Genomic DNA, 16,688 nt, shown 5'->3' on the forward strand with positions numbered 1-16,688 from the left:
AGCACTATACTAACGCCATGTCGCTGATTCTATTCAACAAACCATTTCAAGTGTTATGCCAGTTTTCAGCCGATCCTGGCGGGGCACATCCCGGCCGCCCTACGCTGGCCGACTATATCAAGATCCCCGATATCTACCCGGCCGGACGCCTCGATGCCGATAGTGAAGGATTATTGTTACTCACCGATGACGGCCAGCTGCAGCACAACATCAGCCATCCGGCAGTGAAGCAGCCCAAGACCTACATGGCGCAAGTCGAAGGCCTGCCGACCGAGGTTTTGCTGGAGCGCTTGCGGCATGGCGTCGATCTCGGCGATTTCCGCAGCAAGCCTTGCCAGGCGCGCCAGATCGAAGAGCCGGACTGGCTGTGGCCGCGCGATCCGCCGATACGCCAGCGCCAGGACAAACCCACCAGCTGGCTGGCGCTGACCCTGACCGAAGGCAAGAACCGCCAGGTGCGGCGCATGACGGCAGCGGTAGGATTGCCGACCTTGCGCCTGGTGCGGGTGGCGATCGGCCAGGTGTCGCTGCAAAGCCATCCGCTGTGGCCGGGCGAATCGCTGGCGATAGATCCGGCCGATCTGGTCACCCTGAAAAAGTAGCAGTTGATACAAATTGATACAGGTTTCTGGTCTTTTTAAGAATCGGTGTCAACCATACGTTTCCGGGCGTCGTTAATTGCAGTGATTCAAGTGAATCATCGATTGATTAACTCGCTAACTGAATGGATTTGAAAATGAAAAAACTGATCGCTGTTCTGATTGCCGGCCTGTTCGCTTCTTCCGTTTTTGCTGCCGATGCAGCTCCTGCTGCTCCAGCAGCACCTGCTGCCGCCGCTGCCGAAGCTTCGGCGCCTGCTGCAAAGAAGACCACACACAAAGTCAAGAAGGCTAAGAAAGCCGCTAAAGCCAAAGCTGCAAAAGCAGAAGCTCCAGCAGCCGACGCTGCTCCTGCTGCGAAGTAATTCCAGCATCAGCTTCAGTAAAAGGCAGGCGCGTCCTGCCTTTTTTTACGTCCTGAAACAATTAATATCCGCAGCCGGCGCCCCTCCAGCGATTTACCTCTCTGTATAATCTCCCGATCCTAAAGGAGCTTTATCGACATGAGAAAAATCCGCGCCACTTACCTCGCAGCAGCCACCGCATGCATCGCAATCCTGGCCGCCGCCACGTTGCCGGCAGCAGCGCAAGAAATCCAGCAACTTCCGGTCACTCCCCTGAATATCGGCATCCATGTGATCAAGGCCGAAGTGGCGCGCAGCGAAGAGCAGCGCGAACAAGGGCTGATGTTCCGCAAGAAAATGGGCGCCAACGAAGGCATGGTGTTTGTATTCGAGACCCCTGCCGGCATCTGCATGTGGATGAAGAACACCCTGATTCCACTGTCGGTGGCGTTCATCGACGCCAAGGGCGCGATCCTGAATGTCGAGGAAATGAAGGCGCAGACGCTGGATTCCCATTGCGCCCAGGGCGCGGCGTCTTATGCGCTGGAGATGAATAAAGGCTGGTTCAAGGACAAGAACATCAAGCCGGGCACTGTGATCCAAGGCTTGCCGCAACTGTGAACACCTCCGGCGGCGGCCTGAGCAGCTGCCGCCGGGCGATCAAGACAAGACAGAAAAACCCTGCATAACGCACGTTATGCAGGGTTTTTCTTAAACTATCAACAACTCAGCAAGAAACGCCAGCCGGGCTGACGCTGCTATTGCCAGTTCGCTGCAATTTTATTAAGCAGCCGACAGTGCTTTCAGAGCAGCGTTCAGACGGCTCTTATGGCGTGCAGCCTTGTTCTTGTGGATGATTTTCTTGTCCGCGATACGATCGATAGTCGATACGGAGTTTTGCAGGACCAGCGCTGCTGCAGCCTTGTCGCCGCCAGTGATTGCCTTGCGGGCAGCTTTGATTGCTGTGCGCAGGGTCGAACGCTGACTGGAGTTGTGCAGGTTTTGCTGAACTGCTTGACGAGCACGCTTACGTGCTTGTGCGGTATTTGCCATTTATATTTCCTAAAACGAGGTCGGGAATGCTAACGCGGCAAACCAGACCGCGGCGCAGAATTCTGTAAAGCCACGGATTATAACCAGTTTTTGAAGAACAGGCAAATCCCCTCTTGCTTTGGAAGCAATTCTGTCGCAAGAAAGCACAGTTGCAAAAATAGTAACTCTATATCATGCTCGCTACGGGAACGTTCCAGCTCGGACTTTATCACAGTCAGTGTTTGCCGGCAGTCAACGAAACCGGCGCGAACTCCCGCTTTTCCACCTCCTGAGAAAGCTGCGGCAGGCGATCTGCTCCAGCTATAATGCCGCTCCATGAACTTGCATAAAACGCTTGCCACCGTCTCTGGCATGACCATGGTGTCGCGTGTGACGGGCCTGATTCGCGAAATCCTGTACGCGCGCGCATTCGGCGCCGACGGCTACACCGATGCTTTCGCCATCGCTTTCCGTATTCCCAACCTGTTGCGCCGGCTGTTTGCTGAAGGCGCTTTTTCACAAGCTTTCGTACCCATCCTGGGCGAATACAAGAACCAGAAAGGCGAGGCAGCGACCAAACAGCTGGTCGACCACGTCGCCACCGTGCTGACCTGGGCCATGCTGGTTACCTGCATCGTCGGCATCCTCGCCACCCCGGTACTGGTGTATTTCATCGCCACCGGCCTGAAAGACAACAAGGAAGTATTCGACGCCTCGGTCTTCATGACCCGCATCATGTTCCCCTACATCGGCTTCATGTCGTTTGTGGCGCTGGCCGGCGGCATCCTGAATACCTGGCATGAATTCAAGATCCCGGCCTTCACGTCGGTGCTGCTCAACCTGGCTTTCATCGTTGCCTCGCTGTTCGTTGCGCCGTACATGCAACACCCCATCTATGCGATGGCGTTTGCGGTGCTGGTTGGCGGCGTTCTGCAGGTGGCGATCCAGGTGCCGGCGCTGCTCAAGGTCGGCATGCTACCGCGGATCGCCCTCAATCCCATGGTCGGCCTGCGGGACCTGGGCGTGCAGCGGGTGCTGAAAAAAATGGGGCCGGCGGTGTTTGCAGTATCGGCCGCCCAGCTCAGCTTGCTGATCAACACCAACATCGCTTCGCGCCTGGGCCATGGCAGCGTGTCCCTGCTGACTTATGGCGACCGCCTGATGGAGTTTCCTACGGCATTGCTGGGCGTGGCTCTCGGCACTATCCTGCTGCCCAGCCTGTCGAAAGCCAATGCCGACAAAGACCATGGCGAATATTCGTCGCTGCTGGACTGGGGCTTGCGCCTGACCTTCCTGCTGGCGCTGCCGTCCGCGGTCGGCCTGGCAACCTTGTCAGTGCCGTTGACCGCAACCTTGTTCCAGCATGGCAAATTCGATGCGGCCTCGGTCGCGGTCACCAGCCAGGTGCTGATCGCCTACGGCGTCGGCTTGATCGGCCTGATCGTGGTGAAAATCCTGGCGCCCGGCTTTTACGCCAAGCAAGATATCCGGACCCCGGTCAAGATCGCGGTCGGTGTGCTGATTGCCACACAATTGATGAACTACCTGTTCGTGCCGGTATTTGCGGTGGCTGGCCTGGCGCTGTCGATCAGCGTCGGCGCCTGCCTGAACGCCGGTTTCCTGCTGTGGAGCCTGATGCGGCGCGGCATCTACAAACCGGAAAGCGGCTGGATCCGTTATTTCATGCGCCTGCTCGGCGCCCTGTTCCTGATGGCGGCGGTAGCGCTGTGGTGCGGCCAGCAATTCGACTGGACCGGTCCGCACACCAGCTCCCTGGCGCGCATCGCCGCCCTGTGCGCGGTGCTGGCGGCCTGCGGCATTACTTACTTTGGAGCACTATTGGCGATGGGGTTCCGATTCAGCGATTTCAAGCGGATTGCGCGTTAAACTGGATCGCGCTCGGGAAAATAGTTTGCCAGTGCAGTGTTTCGCAATAAGGGAGCTTCAGAAATGGTGTATTTTCGTGTCAGGCTAGGCGCAAACCGGAGTGATAGTACAACTATCGCGAGGATTTGCAACGACGCATGGCGCGAAAAGACATCGTTTATGAAGTTTCATTATTGCGAAACACTGCACTAGAATAGAGTCATGACGATTACATCTCTTGACTACTTTACTTCGCTGGTGCAACAGGCCAACGATGTTCCTTTGTTCGAGGCAGCCCTGGCGATTGCGCAGGATGTCTATCCCAAGCTGGATTTCGATGCCCCGCAGAATGACCTGGACCGGCTGGCCAATACCTTGCGCCTGCGCCTGCCGGCGGATGCCTCGGCGATCCAGAAGCTGCGCCTGCTGAACCAGTTCTTCTACCAGGAGCTGGGATTCGCGATCAACGTTAATCATTATTACGACACCGACAACAGCTACCTGCACCGGGTGATCGCCAAACGGCGCGGCATCCCGATTTCGCTGGCGCTGGTCTACATGGAACTGGCGCAGCAGATCGGCTTGCCGGTCAAAGGCGTGTCCTTCCCCGGCCATTTCCTGATGAAGCTGACCGTGCCCTCGGGCGACATCATGATCGATCCGGCCAACGGCGCCAGCCTGTCGCGCGAAGAACTGGAAGAACGGCTGGAACCTTACCTGCCGACCGAAAACGACGAAGAAAGAGCGGCCAGCCGGCTATCGCTGATCAGCTACCTGCAAATCGCCCACCCGCACGACATCCTGGTGCGCATATTGCGCAACCTGAAAGCCATCTACCAGCAAAGCAACCATTGGCAACGGTTGCTGGAAGTACAGCAGCGGATCCTGATCCTGCTGCCGGGCGACGCCGTCGAACGGCGCGACCGCGGCCTGGCGTTCGCCCAGCTGGATTGCCCGCAAGCGGCTTTGGAAGACCTGGAACATTACCTGGCGCAACGGCCGCAGGCCGCCGATGCAGCGACCTTGCGCGAGCAGGTGGTCGAACTGCGTGAGGCTTGCAAGCGCTTGAATTAAGTTAAGCCGTCAGTTGCTGTTGGCCGCCGGCCATTCGCTGCGCAGCAGCGACAGCATCAGCATGTCGTGATAGCGGCCGCCCCAGTAGCCAACCTGGCGCATGCGCCCTTCATCGACAAAACCGAGCTGGCGCAGCAGCTTGAGCGAACCCAGGTTATCGGGATGGACCATGGCCTCGATGCGGTTGAGCGCCATCTCGGCGAAACCCCAGGTCATGACGGCGGTCAGCGTCTCGCGCATGAAACCCTGCTTCTGGACATGCGTCGAGAGTTCGTAGCCGATCATGCATTTGCGCCAGTTGCGGTCCCAGCGGAACAAGCCGCATGACCCCAGCAACTGATTGTTTTCCCTGGCCTGGATGCCCCAGCGGGTGCCTGGATTTTCATCCAGGCGGAAACTGGCGAAGCGTTTGATCAAACCTTGCGCCGCCGCCAGGTCCGGCAAGGGATCCACGCCAAACCAGCGCATCAGTTCAGGATCGCCGTGCATGGCGAGTATCTGTTCTGCATCGCGCTCGACGATCTCGCGCAGCAGCAGGCGTTCAGTCCGGATGACGGGGAAAACCGGGGTTTCGCTCATTGCTCAGCTATGTCCTTCAATGAAAGGTTACGTAGATCAGAAAGGCGAAGCCTTCTCTTTTTATCCCTTGCTGCGCGCCTCGATCACTTCCCATTTCTCCAGGCTCTCCAGCAACAGGCCGTCGATCTCGGCGAAGCGGTCGTTAAGCCGCTTCACTTCGTCCGGCTTCTGCTTGTACAGGTCGGGATCGGCCAGCTGGCTGGAAATGGCTTTCTGCTCCGCTTCCAGCTTGGCGATCAGCAGCGGCAGTTCTTTCAGCTCCTGCTGTTCCTTGTAGCTGAGTTTTTTCTGCTTAGGGGCCGGCTCTGCCTTGGTTTCCACCTTGGCTTCGCTCTTGGCCTTGGCGATCACTGCAGACTGGCTCGGGCGCACACGCTCCCAGTCGGTGTAGCCGCCGACATACTCGCGCCACATGCCGTCGCCCTCGGCGGCAATCACCTGGGTCACCACATTGTCGAGGAAAGTACGGTCATGACTGACCAGGAACACCGTACCGCTATAGTCTTCCAGCAGCTCTTCCAGCAGCTCCAGGGTATCGATATCGAGGTCGTTGGTCGGTTCATCCAGCACCAGCACGTTGGCCGGCTTGGCGAACAGGCGCGCCAGCAGCAAACGGTTGCGCTCGCCGCCGGACAGCGATTTGACCGGCGAACGGGCGCGCTCCGGCGCAAACAGGAAATCGTTCAGGTAAGTCATCACGTGCTTGCGCTGGCCGTTGATCTCGACCCAGTCGCTGCCCGGCGCGATGGTGTCGGCCAGGCTGGCGTCTTCATTGAGCTGCGCGCGCATCTGGTCGAAATACGCGATCTGCAATTTGGTGCCCTGCTTGACCGTGCCGCTGTCGGGCTGGTCTTGGCCCAGGATCAGTTTCAGCAAGGTGGTCTTGCCGGCGCCGTTCTGGCCGATCAGGCCGACCTTGTCGCCGCGCATGATGGTGGCGGTGAAATTATTCACGATGACCTTGTCGCCAAACGCTTTGCTGACGTCAGTGAGTTCGGCTACGATCTTGCCGGAACGCTCGCCCGAAGACACATCCAGCTTGACCTGGCCCTGCTGGTCGCGGCGCGCGCTGCGCGCCAGGCGCAAGGCTTCCAGGCGGCGCACGCGGCCTTCGTCGCGGGTGCGGCGTGCCTGCACGCCTTTGCGGATCCAGATTTCTTCCTGCGCCAGGAATTTGTCGAACTTGGCGTTCTCGACTTCTTCGTTTTCCAGCTGCTCGGCCTTGCGCACCTGGTAAGCCGTGAAATTGCCGGGGAAGGACAAGATGCGGCCGCGGTCCAGTTCGATGATGCGGGTGGCGACGTTATCCAGGAAACTGCGGTCATGGGTAATGAACAGCACACTGCCCTTGTAGTCGCGCAGCAAACCCTCGAGCCACATGATAGAGCTGAAATCCAGGTGGTTGGTCGGCTCGTCGAGCAGCAAGACATCGGGCGCGCTGACCAAGGCGCACGCCAGCGCCACGCGCTTTTGCATGCCGCCCGAGAGCTGGCCCATCAGCATGTTTTTATCCAGGTTGAGGCGATCCAGCGTGGTCTCGACCTTGTTGGTCAGGCTCCAGGCATCGGCAGCGTCGAGCTTGCTCTGGATCTCGTGCATCCGCTCCATGATGGCGTCGTCGTTGTCGCCGCCGAACTGGCCGGTCAGCGCATCGTATTCATTCAGCAATGCCTGCATCTCGCCCATGCCGGCGGCGACGGCATCGAATACCGACATCTCGGATTCGAAATGCGGTTCCTGGTCGACATAGGCGATCTTGATGCCTTGCTGCATCACCATCAGGCCATCGTCCAGCCTGGATACGCCGGCGATGGTTTTCAGCAGCGACGACTTGCCGGTGCCGTTGCGGCCGATCAGGCCGACCCGCTCTCCCGATTCCAGGGAAAATTCCGCGCGGTCCAGCAGCGCAACGTGACCGAATGCGAGTTGCGCATTGGTGATAGAGATGACAGCCATAATTTGGATAAAACCAGAAAAAGAAAGATCTGCAGCAGCGCTATAAGGGCTTTGTGCGGCTTTGCGCAGTCAATTGGATGAATGAACCGCACATTGTACCTATACTCGCGCCGCCTGGCCGTACATTTGTCGCGGCCTGCGCTGCGCCGGAGCTGCCGCATGCCCGCCAGCCAGCCTCCCGCCAACGGTTATTTTGCCCAGTCAGCCGCCGCTACAAAATATTTCCGGAAATGTATTGCTGCATAGATATTTTAGCCCTATATTATTTCCACATGGCAATATTCACTCACGAGGTGGGAAGATGCCATGGCGCAACTTATCTGAGCTGATTTTCATAATAACATTGTTGCAAAAACAAGGGCAAAAGCGCCTCGCTTTTGCCTCACACATTCATACGACAGGGAGAAAGCCATGGATCCATTGCTAGGCCAATTATTGGCGCCGAAATACGACGCAGCGCTGGTTTTGCTGTCATACATGATCTCGTTCTGGGGCGCGCTGCTGGCTCTGCAATGCGCCAAATCCATGTTTCGCAAGGACGGCTCGCTGGATCTAGGCATGACCGTCTGCGCCGCCGCTTCGCTGGGCGGCATCGGCATCTGGTCGATGCACTTCCTGGCCATGCAGGCGTACCGCCTGACCGTGCCGATTGCCTACGATGTCGTGCTGACCGCCGCCTCGCTGCTGGCCGCCATCGTGATTTCCGGCATCGCGCTTTACCTGGCAGGCAGCCACGGCAAATTCAAGGTATCCGGCTGGCTGGCCGGCAGCCTGCTGGCCGGCGTCGGCGTATGCGTGATGCATTACATGGGGATGTACGCGATGAACCTGCGCGCCACCATGCTGCTCAACCCGACCATCGTCGTGATCTCGGTCGCCATCGCCATCGCCGCCGCCTCTGCCGCGCTGTGGCTGGCGTTCAACCTGACCCGGCTGCTGCACCGCGTGATCGCGGCGCTGGTGATGGCGCTGGCGGTATGCAGCATGCATTACGTCGGCATGTATGCCGCCAACATGATCTGCACCAGCGACGCGCCGCTGATCCTGCTCAAGATCGGCGGCAACTATCTCGATGTCTCGGTCTACGCCGTCGCCGGCTTGCTGTCGCTGTGCATTTTCTGGGTAGTGCTGGGGCGCAGCATGGATGAAAACAAGCTGGTCGAGACGCTGCGCTGAACAAGCCCTAGAGGTCGAAGCCCTTCATGATGCCGATCGTCATCAGGTCGGCATCATTCTTGTTCCTGAAAGTCACCACCCGGCCGAAACTGGCGAAGCCGCGCAACTGGTGGCCCAGGTCGCGCCCGACCTGCAGGCTGATCAGGCCGTTGACTTTCCAGTCGTTCGAATCGCGTTTATTGACCGCCAGATAGGGCCCGGCGCCGGCGCTGATATCCCAGTGTTCGGCGACAGGCTGCACATACCAGCCCTGCGCGGCGATCCCGTGCCGGTTCACGCGCACGCCGTCGTCGCCTTCTTCAATCGCAGAAACCGAAGCCGCCCACGGGCCGTAATATTTCTTTGCTTCCAGCGCATAGCTCAGGCGCTTGCCCGGCCCCGACTGGTTGGTCTGGGCAAAACCGCCCAGCGCCGCCAGCCACAAGCCATGCTGGCCGTCCGCATCAGGCGGGCTCACATGGGCCGCGCCGAAATCCTTGCCGAGGCCGAGCAGGAAGGCATCCGAGGAAGGTGCGCCGGGTGTCAGCACATGGTTGTACGCCAGCCGCAGGCTGAGCCCCGGCGAATACTGGTCGAGGCGCGCCAGCAGCGCCACGGAAACCAGGCCGCCCAGGCGCGCATCGTCTTTTTCCGTGCCGTTGACGGTGGTCCGGTTCATGCTGAAATACGGACCGGCGCCTACTTCAAGGTCAAAGCTGGGGCGCAAATTCTGGCGGTAAACCATCTGCATGGCGTAACCGTCGCGGTGATTGTTGTCGGGATGGCCTTCGTTGTAATACACATAGTCAAGCCGAGTGCTGGCGCCTGCCGGCAGATGGCCGCCGGCCGCCAGCCCGAACAGGTCGAGAGCCGGCCCGAAGCGGATTTCCGCCGCGCGCCAGCGCATCGGCTTCTGGCCGTCCAGGCTGGTGCCGTACAGGATGCCGTTGCCGAGTGCGGCCGAGGCGTAGCTGCTGTCGTCCGCCGGCGCCAACGGCGGCATGGCGTCATCGGCCTGAATAAGGGGATGCCAGACAAGAAATATGGATGCCAGCGCAACATTCCGGATTACCCTGCTTTTCTTAAACATGGCAGCCTCCGTTATCAGCAAGATATTGTTTTACGGCTTGTTCAAGCTTGTCTGTATGTGACCAATAAATAACGCTATTGTTTCAGCCCTTGACTTAGGAAACAAACGTTTCCATAATCAGCAAATGTCAAATTCCTTGCCAGATTCGGTCATTACGGACCATATCAATGCTTCCCGCGGCCGCGGCAGGCCGCGCGAGTTCGATATGGAGCAGGCGCTCGACAAGGCGGTGCGCGTATTCAGCGAGCGCGGCTATCACGCCACCACGGTGTGCGACCTGACGCAAGCCATGCAGCTCGCCTCGGGCAGCGTCTACAAGGCGTTTAAGGACAAAAAAAGTGTCTTCCTGGCAGCGCTCGACCGTTACAAGACCGTGCGCGATACGCAGCTGCGGGCGGTGATCGGCGCGGGTGCGACGGGCAAGGAGCAGGTGCGCCTGGCGCTCGCTTTTTATGCCGAAGCATCGCATGGCGCCGGCGGTCTCGAGGGTTGCATGGTGGTCGGCAGCGCGGCGGAACTGGCTACCTTTGACTCGGATGTCGCACAGTGGGTTACTGCCGCGCTGACCCGCAACGAAGTGCTGCTCGGTACGCTGATCCGGCAAGGCCGGCAAGACGGCTCGATTCCGCAGCATGTAGATGACGCAGCGACCGCCCGCCTGCTGCTGTGCCTGATCCAGGGTATGCGCGTAGTGGGCAAGACCGGCCGCACCCGGGATGAGATGACTGTGCTGGTAGATATTGCAATGAAAGTGCTCGCCTGATTTTTTTGCCAATTTAGGAAACGTTTATTCCCTTTTTAAGGATCACCAATGACTACATTTACAGCTAGCGCCGAGGGCAGATCTGAACCGTCAGCCTCGGCCTGGACGATGCTCCTGCTGGCGTTCGCCTGCGGGCTGATTGCCGCTAACCTTTATTACGCCCAGCCCCTGGCCGGACCAATAGGCGCAGCGCTAGGCCTGTCGCCCGGCGCCACCGGACTGATCGTCACCCTGACCCAGATCGGCTACGGCATCGGATTGCTGTTCATCGTTCCGCTTGGCGACCTGCTCGAAACACGCCGCCTGGTGCTGACCCTGATCGGCCTTGCCACCTTGGCGCTGCTGGCCGCGGCATTGTCGACGCATCCTCTGCCCTTCTTCGCCGCCACGCTGTGCATCGGCCTCGCCTCGGTTGCAGTGCAGGTGCTGGTGCCGTATGCCGCGCACCTGGTGCCGGAAGCGGAACGCGGCCGCGCCGTCGGCAGTGTCGTCAGCGGCCTGATGCTCGGCATCATGCTGGCGCGTCCGGTCTCCAGTTTCATCGCCCAGTTTGCCTCATGGCACGCGGTGTTTTTCATCTCGGCCGCGGCGATGGCGCTGCTGGCTCTGGTGCTCAGGCTGGCGTTGCCGCGGCGCGAACCGGTATCGACAATTTCCTATGGCAAGCTGTTGGCCTCCATGGTTGATCTGATGCGCAACACGCCGGTGCTGCGCCGCCGCGCGTTCTATCAAGCCTGCATGTTTGCCGCCTTCAGCCTGTTCTGGACCACTACTCCACTACTGCTGGCGGGACCGGAGTTCCGGCTGTCGCAGGGAGGCATCGCTCTGTTCGCCCTGGCCGGCGTGGCTGGCGCCATCGCCTCGCCCATCGCCGGCCGCTTCGCCGACCGCGGCTGGAGCAAGGCGGCGACTGCATTCGCGATGCTCGCCGTCGCCGGCGCCTTCCTCATCACCCATATCGGCGCCTACGGTTCGCCGCTGGCGCTGGGCTTGCTGGTTGCCGCCGGCATACTGCTCGATTTTGGCGCTACCACCAACCTGGTGCTGGGACAGCGCGCCATCTTTGTATTGGGAGCCGAATATCGGAGCCGCCTCAATGGCCTCTACATGGCGACCTTCTTCGCCGGCGGCGCGCTCGGTTCCGCATTGGGCGGCCTGGCTTTCGCTCATGGCGGATGGGCCATGGCGTCGTGGCTGGGTTTTGCCTTGCCGGTGATTGCATTGCTTTATTTCTGCAGCGAGCCGAAATAGATTCTTCCAGAGGATTCCCCGCCGCCTGCTTCCAGACGGCGGGGACCGTCGCAACGACTCGCCATCTTCACAAGAACCGGTCAGGCAAGCGCAGCTTTGACCAGCGTAACGAGAGGCGTCGTCGGCCGGCCGATCAGCCGGCTCAGCTGATGGCCGTCATCAAACAGCCCGCCTTTGGATACGCCGATATCGGAATCCGACAGCAAACCGGCTACATGCTCAGGCAAGCCTGCGCCAAGCAGCGCTTCCTTGAAATCGGCTTCCGGCAGGTTCTGGTAGGCCACCGTCGTTCCCGACTGGCGCGTGATTTCAGCCGCGAGTTCCGTCAGCGTGTAGGCTTCGTCGCCAGCCAATTCGTACACCTTGCCGGCCTGGCCGGCGCTGGTCAATACGGCTGCAGCCGCTGCGGCGTAGTCGGCACGTGCCGCCGATGCGATCCGGCCTGCGCCGGCACTGCCGATGTAGGCGCCATGCTGCAAGGCGGCGGGTATGCTGGCCAGGTAGTTTTCCGTGTACCAGCCGTTGCGCAGCACTACATGCGGCAAGCCGGATGCCTTCAGCAGTGCTTCGGTTGCCTTGTGTTCGGCGGCCAGGCCCAACGGCGAAGTATCGGCCCGCAAGACGCTGGTGTAGGCCACCAGGCCGACGCCGGCGCGTTTGGCGGCGTCAATCGCATTGCGATGCTGCGGCAGGCGCTGCCCCACCTCGCTGGATGAAATCAGCAGCAGCTGGCCGGCGCCCTTGAATGCGGCGTCGAGCGTCGCTGGCTGCGCGTAGTCGGCCAGCCGCACTTGCACGCCCAGAGCCGCCAGGTCGGCAACTTTTTCGGGAGTGCGCACCGCGGCAACGATTTCGTTTGCCGGCAGCTTTTTAAGCAATTCTTGGATGACAAGGCGGCCCAGTTGGCCGGAGGCTCCAGTTACGACGATCATGGTCAAATTCCTTTATATGCGAGAGAAGAACTGGCACAATATCATCCAAACTTATGTTTAGTAAGTACAAACACAAAGGTAAGTACCCCATGAATGAAGACGCCAACAGTCCGCTAGCGGCAACCATGCCCCTCTCCGCCCAGATGAGGAGAGGCGACTTGTTTACCGGCAAGTGCCCGTCACGCGAGGTGCTGACGCACGTCACCAGCCGCTGGGGAGTGCTGATCCTGGTCGCCTTGCTGGGCGGGACCTACCGTTTCAGCGATTTGCGCAGGAAGGTGAATGGCGTCAGCGAAAGGATGCTGGCGCAGACGCTGCAATGGCTGGAAGCCGACGGCTTCGTGTTGCGCAAATCCTATCCTGTGGTGCCGCCGCATGTCGAATACAGCCTGACGCCGCTCGGGCTGGAGGTCGGAAATAAAGTGGAGGCGCTGGCCGATTGGATTGAAGAGAGCTTGCCGCAGATTATGGAAGCCCGGCGTCTTGTTGCAGATGCATAAAGTAATTGCTTGGACGCATCTGTATGCATTGTCATAGTACGATGCACTTGCCTGCACTGCAGGCAAACGACGGGAAATTGCAAAATACTGTTCAACCTTATCCAAGGCGCCGCATGCGTAACGTCAAACCTCCCCCAGTGATCGGCTCGGCACAGGTCATTGCCTATGCCATCGTTGACAGAACGGTGCGATGGACGGGCGCCAAGTGCTTTACGTGGACGGCAAACTCCTTGGGCCTGTGCCCCGGCTGGCCATTTGCAGAAACCTCTTTGGCGAGTTGCAGGACTTCCTGATCATGCATTGCGACAATCGCTGGAACGTACTTGGAGTTGGCGGCGCAGCAACCTTGCGAGAGTCGATGCAGCGATCCGAGCATTGGTACGAAGGGATATCGCAGCGCTGGGTAAGAACCCACACTACCAAGAGAATCGCGGAACGCTGGCTGCGAACGCAATGCGCCGGCGAAGCCTGTTCAATGTGCAGAAAAATTCCCGCGGAAGTCGACGGGATGTTTTCGAAAGGTATCGTGAACATTTGCTTTTTGTGCATCCGGCAAATGCATCAATCGATCGTCGATTCCGAGATCAATCGTTAACCCTGGCTCAGCCGCGCCGTTCGCCTCCGTGACAAGGTAAAATCACCGCGAAGACGCTGTGCGACTCATCCCGACCCTTGCGACGAAGCCCAAATTCGAGAGGAACGCCATGCCAGTACATCACGCCCTGATTCCTTGCCTGCGCTATAGCGATGCGCCGGCCGCCATCGCTTTCCTCTGCACGGCCTTCGGCTTCGAACGCAAGGCCGTGTATGCCGACGAGGCCGATCCCTCGATCGTGCACCACGCCGAGCTGCTGCTGAATGGCCAGATGATCATGCTTGGTTCGGATAGGCCTGGCGAGGTCAAGGACAAGTATCGCTGGAAGACAGTCGCCCAGGCAGGCGGCATAACAGCGTGCATATACGCTGTGACAGATGATCCGGACGCACACTGCGCACGGGCCCGCGCCGCCGGCGCCGAAATACTCACGGCGCCGAAAGACAACGACGGTTATCCCGGCCGCGGCTACGATGTGCGCGACACCGAAGGCAACGTCTGGAATTTCGGCAGCTACGATCCGTTCGCCGCAGAGCCGCATTGACAGGCGGCGCAGCGTCGTGCGTAGTTCAGCTTCGAGGCGGTGAAACAATTGCCTCCACCGAGCGCCCCACCGAGAGAATGTGGTGATCGGTATTTTGAATTCCTGCAATCATCAGTCCGACCGGTGCGTCACCCTGCTGGTGGCACGGCACTGAAAGCGCGCAGCCGTCGAACAAGTTGACCACCGACGGATTACGCAGCATGCGTCCGTTAATGCGATAGTAACTTTCGTCGTCCTTGATCACGTCGGCGATTGGCGGGGCAATGTCAGGCGTTGTCGGCATCAGCATCGCATCGTAGCCAGCCGCGGCCCGGTTGATCGAGAGGATGAATTCGCGCCGCAGCCTCAGAAGCTCAACATAGTCTGGCGCGCTGATGGCCTCGCCGGTCTTGATGCGAGCCAATACCCGCGGATCGTATTTGTCGGCGCCGTCCTTGATATATTTCCGATGCCAGGCATAGGCCTCGGAGGCGGTGATCATGCCCTTTGGATTGATGTTCGGCGCCTGCGCAAACTCGGCCATCGGCAATTCCACGATGATGGCTCCCGCCGCCGACAGCCGCGCCAGCGCGCTCGTGAACGCACGTGCGACAGGATCGGACAAATCATTTTGGAAGAATGTCTTTGGCACCGCGAATCGCAGCCCGCGCAGTGCGGGTGCGCGCGGCGCGCGTACCGCCTCGGCTGTAAGTACCGCATCGAGCAGCGCACAATCGGCAACACTCCAGGCGATCGGACCGACTGAATCCAGGGTAGTCGACAACGGCATCACGCCTTCACGCGGCACGCGGCGTTGAGTCGGCTTGAATCCGACCAGGCCGTTGAGCGCCGCGGGAATGCGCAGCGAACCGCCGGTATCGGTGCCGATGGCGCCGGCAGCCATGCCGTCAGCTACCGATATGCCGCCGCCCGATGTCGAGCCGCCGGGGATGCGGCCGGTGGCGCGGTCATAAACGTTCTTCGGCGTGCCATAGTGCGGATTGACGCCAAGCCCGGTGTAGGCAAATTCCACCGTATTGGTGCGCCCGATGATGACTGCACCGGCCTTGCGTAATCTGGCCACTACGGTCGAATCGACCAGCGCGGGAGGCTGGCCGACCAGGACCGTGGAACCTCCCAGGGTGGTTTGTCCGGCCTCGTCCAGCAGGTCCTTGATTGAAACGGGTATGCCAGCAATCGGCGAGGCAACAATTCCACGGCGACGCTGCGCATCGATCTCGGTCGCAACGGCACGCGCCTGTTCGGCGTAGACGGTGAGGAAGGCACGCGAGCCTTCTCCATTCGGATCGCTGATGGCGGCGAGCGCTTCTTCCACCAGCTGGCGGCTGCTCAGCGAACCGGCAGCGAGCCGCTGCGACATTTCTGTCATTGACAGATGTCCCATTGCCGTACTGGCAACGGGCCTGGAAAATGCGCCTGGCGCTATCGTGCCGAGCCCTGCAAGAGCTGCGTATTGGCCAGTTTTCTGTAAGAAATTGCGGCGTTGCTTATCCATCTGTCTCCCCCTCTTTTAATTTATTGAACGAGCTTTACGGCCGCTCGTCAATCTAGCAACAAGCACATAGTGTGCCATTCGGGCATGAGCGATAGCCACATCAAGAATATGGGGGGATTTATGGCCACGCAAGCCGATGCCACAAATAAAACGGATGGAAATCCGCACGAAAACGGACAAAAAGTCTGGATAACGTGACGAAACCAATAGCTGCCCTTGCGCGGAATCTTAAGCTTGGCCAGGCCGGCCAGATCTATACGGGTGGAACAGCCAAATTCTGCAGCAACCGATAGCCATCAGGCCAGTCATCAATGCCGCTAGCGGCATTGATGTGCCCACGTGCACCTATTTCGACAAACTCGCTGCCCACGCCTCTGCGCAAGAACGCGCATAGGCGATGCCGGCATAAGGATCGTTGCTGCTGGCAACGACCGTACTGGGAAACGGTAACCTGGCTAACGGCAATGGCGAAAACCCGACTGTGTCGGCGCTTGGAAACGCCGCCGTCGAAGGATCAGGAACAGCAACCAGCAAAGCCCCTCGGACCCGGGTTGAATGCCGGATAGCCCAGTGTGCAACTGCCAAGCATCCTAAACTGTGCGCCACCAGCAGCGTGTTCTCCCCAAGCCCGGCCACCTCCCTGTCGATTGCCGACACCCAGTCGTCGCAGATCGCATGATCCCAGTTGCCGACCTCGATGCGCGCCCATCCAGGCTGCCGTTGTTGCCACAAGCTCTGCCAGTGCAATGGCCCGGAGTTGCCATGACCGGGGATGACGAGGACAGGATAATCCATCTGAAAAGCCTCCTTGGTTGAATTGGCTTCATTGTAAAACTCTCAAGAGTCGGGCAACATGGGAGAACAAATGATTTTGCAGGCGCAGCCTGGCGGATTCAAGGAAATTCGGGAGATA

At 59.5% G+C, this 16,688-nt stretch carries 17 protein-coding genes and 1 pseudogene; 11 read left to right on the forward strand and 7 right to left on the reverse strand.

Features of this window, described 5'->3' with window-relative positions:
• Positions 1-17: 17 nt before the first annotated feature.
• The 3 genes from CFter6_RS18600 (at position 18) to CFter6_RS18610 (ending at position 1,564) form a co-directional block, all read left to right on the forward strand.
• Entirely contained in the window at positions 18-602 is a 585-nt protein-coding gene (locus CFter6_RS18600; RefSeq protein ID WP_061541179.1) for a pseudouridine synthase, read from the forward strand.
• Between the two features lie 134 nt (positions 603-736).
• Positions 737-964, forward strand: coding sequence for a hypothetical protein (locus CFter6_RS18605; RefSeq protein ID WP_061542463.1), 228 nt, complete (start codon positions 737-739; stop codon positions 962-964).
• Positions 965-1,102: 138 nt separating this feature from the next.
• Positions 1,103-1,564, forward strand: a complete 462-nt coding sequence (locus CFter6_RS18610) for a DUF192 domain-containing protein (RefSeq protein WP_061541180.1) — start codon at positions 1,103-1,105, stop codon at positions 1,562-1,564.
• Positions 1,565-1,726: 162 nt separating this feature from the next.
• Here the strand turns inward: CFter6_RS18610 and rpsT are convergent, their stop codons facing one another.
• Positions 1,727-1,996, reverse strand: coding sequence for a 30S ribosomal protein S20 (rpsT, locus tag CFter6_RS18615; RefSeq protein WP_061541181.1), 270 nt, complete (start codon positions 1,994-1,996; stop codon positions 1,727-1,729).
• 315 nt (positions 1,997-2,311) lie between these two features.
• On the opposite strand from rpsT, the gene murJ reads away from it, so the two are divergent.
• Both murJ and CFter6_RS18630 read left to right on the forward strand, forming a co-directional pair.
• The gene (murJ, locus tag CFter6_RS18625) at positions 2,312-3,862 is read left to right on the forward strand and encodes a murein biosynthesis integral membrane protein MurJ (RefSeq protein WP_061541183.1); all 1,551 of its coding nucleotides are present in this window, start codon (positions 2,312-2,314) and stop codon (positions 3,860-3,862) included.
• A 201-nt stretch (positions 3,863-4,063) separates the two neighbouring features.
• On the forward strand, positions 4,064-4,915 hold the full coding sequence (locus tag CFter6_RS18630) for a SirB1 family protein (protein WP_061541184.1): 852 nt from the start codon (positions 4,064-4,066) through the stop codon (positions 4,913-4,915).
• 9 nt (positions 4,916-4,924) lie between these two features.
• Here the strand turns inward: CFter6_RS18630 and CFter6_RS18635 are convergent, their stop codons facing one another.
• Positions 4,925-5,494 carry a GNAT family N-acetyltransferase gene (locus CFter6_RS18635; RefSeq protein WP_061541185.1) on the reverse strand — a complete coding sequence of 190 codons (570 nt, stop codon included), beginning with the start codon at positions 5,492-5,494 and terminating at the stop codon, positions 4,925-4,927.
• A 60-nt stretch (positions 5,495-5,554) separates the two neighbouring features.
• Positions 5,555-7,450, reverse strand: a complete 1,896-nt coding sequence (locus tag CFter6_RS18640) for an ATP-binding cassette domain-containing protein (RefSeq protein ID WP_061541186.1) — start codon at positions 7,448-7,450, stop codon at positions 5,555-5,557.
• Between the two features lie 411 nt (positions 7,451-7,861).
• Between CFter6_RS18640 and CFter6_RS18645 the strand changes: the two genes are divergently transcribed.
• Positions 7,862-8,626 carry an MHYT domain-containing protein gene (locus CFter6_RS18645; RefSeq protein WP_061541187.1) on the forward strand — a complete coding sequence of 255 codons (765 nt, stop codon included), beginning with the start codon at positions 7,862-7,864 and terminating at the stop codon, positions 8,624-8,626.
• Positions 8,627-8,633: 7 nt separating this feature from the next.
• Here the strand turns inward: CFter6_RS18645 and CFter6_RS18650 are convergent, their stop codons facing one another.
• Complete coding sequence (locus tag CFter6_RS18650; RefSeq protein WP_150118810.1) at positions 8,634-9,695, reverse strand: hypothetical protein; 1,062 nt, start codon at positions 9,693-9,695, stop codon at positions 8,634-8,636.
• A gap of 124 nt (positions 9,696-9,819) precedes the next feature.
• Here CFter6_RS18650 and CFter6_RS18655 point away from each other — a divergent pair, with 124 nt between their 5' ends.
• Both CFter6_RS18655 and CFter6_RS18660 read left to right on the forward strand, forming a co-directional pair.
• Positions 9,820-10,458, forward strand: a complete 639-nt coding sequence (locus CFter6_RS18655) for a TetR/AcrR family transcriptional regulator (RefSeq protein ID WP_082814859.1) — start codon at positions 9,820-9,822, stop codon at positions 10,456-10,458.
• A gap of 48 nt (positions 10,459-10,506) precedes the next feature.
• A complete protein-coding gene (locus tag CFter6_RS18660; protein ID WP_061541189.1) occupies positions 10,507-11,709 on the forward strand; it encodes an MFS transporter in 1,203 nt (400 codons plus the stop codon).
• Between the two features lie 80 nt (positions 11,710-11,789).
• On the opposite strand, the gene CFter6_RS18665 is transcribed toward CFter6_RS18660, so the two are convergent.
• A complete protein-coding gene (locus CFter6_RS18665; RefSeq protein WP_061541190.1) occupies positions 11,790-12,641 on the reverse strand; it encodes an SDR family oxidoreductase in 852 nt (283 codons plus the stop codon).
• Between the two features lie 89 nt (positions 12,642-12,730).
• Between CFter6_RS18665 and CFter6_RS18670 the strand changes: the two genes are divergently transcribed.
• From CFter6_RS18670 to CFter6_RS18680, 3 genes are all read left to right on the forward strand, one after another.
• The gene (locus CFter6_RS18670; protein WP_061541191.1) at positions 12,731-13,141 is read left to right on the forward strand and encodes a winged helix-turn-helix transcriptional regulator; all 411 of its coding nucleotides are present in this window, start codon (positions 12,731-12,733) and stop codon (positions 13,139-13,141) included.
• A 190-nt stretch (positions 13,142-13,331) separates the two neighbouring features.
• Entirely contained in the window at positions 13,332-13,736 is a 405-nt protein-coding gene (locus CFter6_RS18675) for a ClpX C4-type zinc finger protein (RefSeq protein ID WP_061541192.1), read from the forward strand.
• 109 nt (positions 13,737-13,845) lie between these two features.
• Positions 13,846-14,280: a VOC family protein gene (locus CFter6_RS18680; protein ID WP_061541193.1), complete on the forward strand. Its 435-nt coding sequence runs from the start codon at positions 13,846-13,848 to the stop codon at positions 14,278-14,280.
• Positions 14,281-14,305: 25 nt separating this feature from the next.
• Here the strand turns inward: CFter6_RS18680 and CFter6_RS18685 are convergent, their stop codons facing one another.
• Both CFter6_RS18685 and CFter6_RS18690 read right to left on the reverse strand, forming a co-directional pair.
• The gene (locus CFter6_RS18685; RefSeq protein ID WP_236904409.1) at positions 14,306-15,649 is read right to left on the reverse strand and encodes an amidase; all 1,344 of its coding nucleotides are present in this window, start codon (positions 15,647-15,649) and stop codon (positions 14,306-14,308) included.
• A gap of 379 nt (positions 15,650-16,028) precedes the next feature.
• Positions 16,029-16,570, reverse strand: a pseudogene (locus tag CFter6_RS18690) (RBBP9/YdeN family alpha/beta hydrolase).
• Positions 16,571-16,688: the final 118 nt, after the last annotated feature.

Origin of the sequence: Collimonas fungivorans (genome assembly GCF_001584145.1) — a bacterium.
GTDB lineage: Bacteria > Pseudomonadota > Gammaproteobacteria > Burkholderiales > Burkholderiaceae_D > Collimonas > Collimonas fungivorans.

What these genes read in the sequence shown, in the direction of transcription:
- CFter6_RS18630 (WP_061541184.1), top strand. Translation starts at nt 4,064, where the DNA reads ATGACGATTACATCTCTTGACTACTTTACTTCGCTGGTGCAACAGGCC.
- CFter6_RS18645 (WP_061541187.1), top strand. Translation starts at nt 7,862, where the DNA reads ATGGATCCATTGCTAGGCCAATTATTGGCGCCGAAATACGACGCAGCG.
- CFter6_RS18660 (WP_061541189.1), top strand. Translation starts at nt 10,507, where the DNA reads ATGACTACATTTACAGCTAGCGCCGAGGGCAGATCTGAACCGTCAGCC.
- CFter6_RS18605 (WP_061542463.1), top strand. Translation starts at nt 737, where the DNA reads ATGAAAAAACTGATCGCTGTTCTGATTGCCGGCCTGTTCGCTTCTTCC.
- CFter6_RS18600 (WP_061541179.1), top strand. Translation starts at nt 18, where the DNA reads ATGTCGCTGATTCTATTCAACAAACCATTTCAAGTGTTATGCCAGTTT.
- murJ (WP_061541183.1), top strand. Translation starts at nt 2,312, where the DNA reads ATGAACTTGCATAAAACGCTTGCCACCGTCTCTGGCATGACCATGGTG.
- rpsT (WP_061541181.1), bottom strand. Translation starts at nt 1,996, where the DNA reads ATGGCAAATACCGCACAAGCACGTAAGCGTGCTCGTCAAGCAGTTCAG.
- CFter6_RS18665 (WP_061541190.1), bottom strand. Translation starts at nt 12,641, where the DNA reads ATGATCGTCGTAACTGGAGCCTCCGGCCAACTGGGCCGCCTTGTCATC.
- CFter6_RS18650 (WP_150118810.1), bottom strand. Translation starts at nt 9,695, where the DNA reads ATGTTTAAGAAAAGCAGGGTAATCCGGAATGTTGCGCTGGCATCCATA.
- CFter6_RS18670 (WP_061541191.1), top strand. Translation starts at nt 12,731, where the DNA reads ATGAATGAAGACGCCAACAGTCCGCTAGCGGCAACCATGCCCCTCTCC.
- CFter6_RS18635 (WP_061541185.1), bottom strand. Translation starts at nt 5,494, where the DNA reads ATGAGCGAAACCCCGGTTTTCCCCGTCATCCGGACTGAACGCCTGCTG.
- CFter6_RS18680 (WP_061541193.1), top strand. Translation starts at nt 13,846, where the DNA reads ATGCCAGTACATCACGCCCTGATTCCTTGCCTGCGCTATAGCGATGCG.
- CFter6_RS18640 (WP_061541186.1), bottom strand. Translation starts at nt 7,450, where the DNA reads ATGGCTGTCATCTCTATCACCAATGCGCAACTCGCATTCGGTCACGTT.
- CFter6_RS18685 (WP_236904409.1), bottom strand. Translation starts at nt 15,649, where the DNA reads ATGACAGAAATGTCGCAGCGGCTCGCTGCCGGTTCGCTGAGCAGCCGC.
- CFter6_RS18655 (WP_082814859.1), top strand. Translation starts at nt 9,820, where the DNA reads ATGTCAAATTCCTTGCCAGATTCGGTCATTACGGACCATATCAATGCT.
- CFter6_RS18610 (WP_061541180.1), top strand. Translation starts at nt 1,103, where the DNA reads ATGAGAAAAATCCGCGCCACTTACCTCGCAGCAGCCACCGCATGCATC.
- CFter6_RS18675 (WP_061541192.1), top strand. Translation starts at nt 13,332, where the DNA reads ATGGACGGGCGCCAAGTGCTTTACGTGGACGGCAAACTCCTTGGGCCT.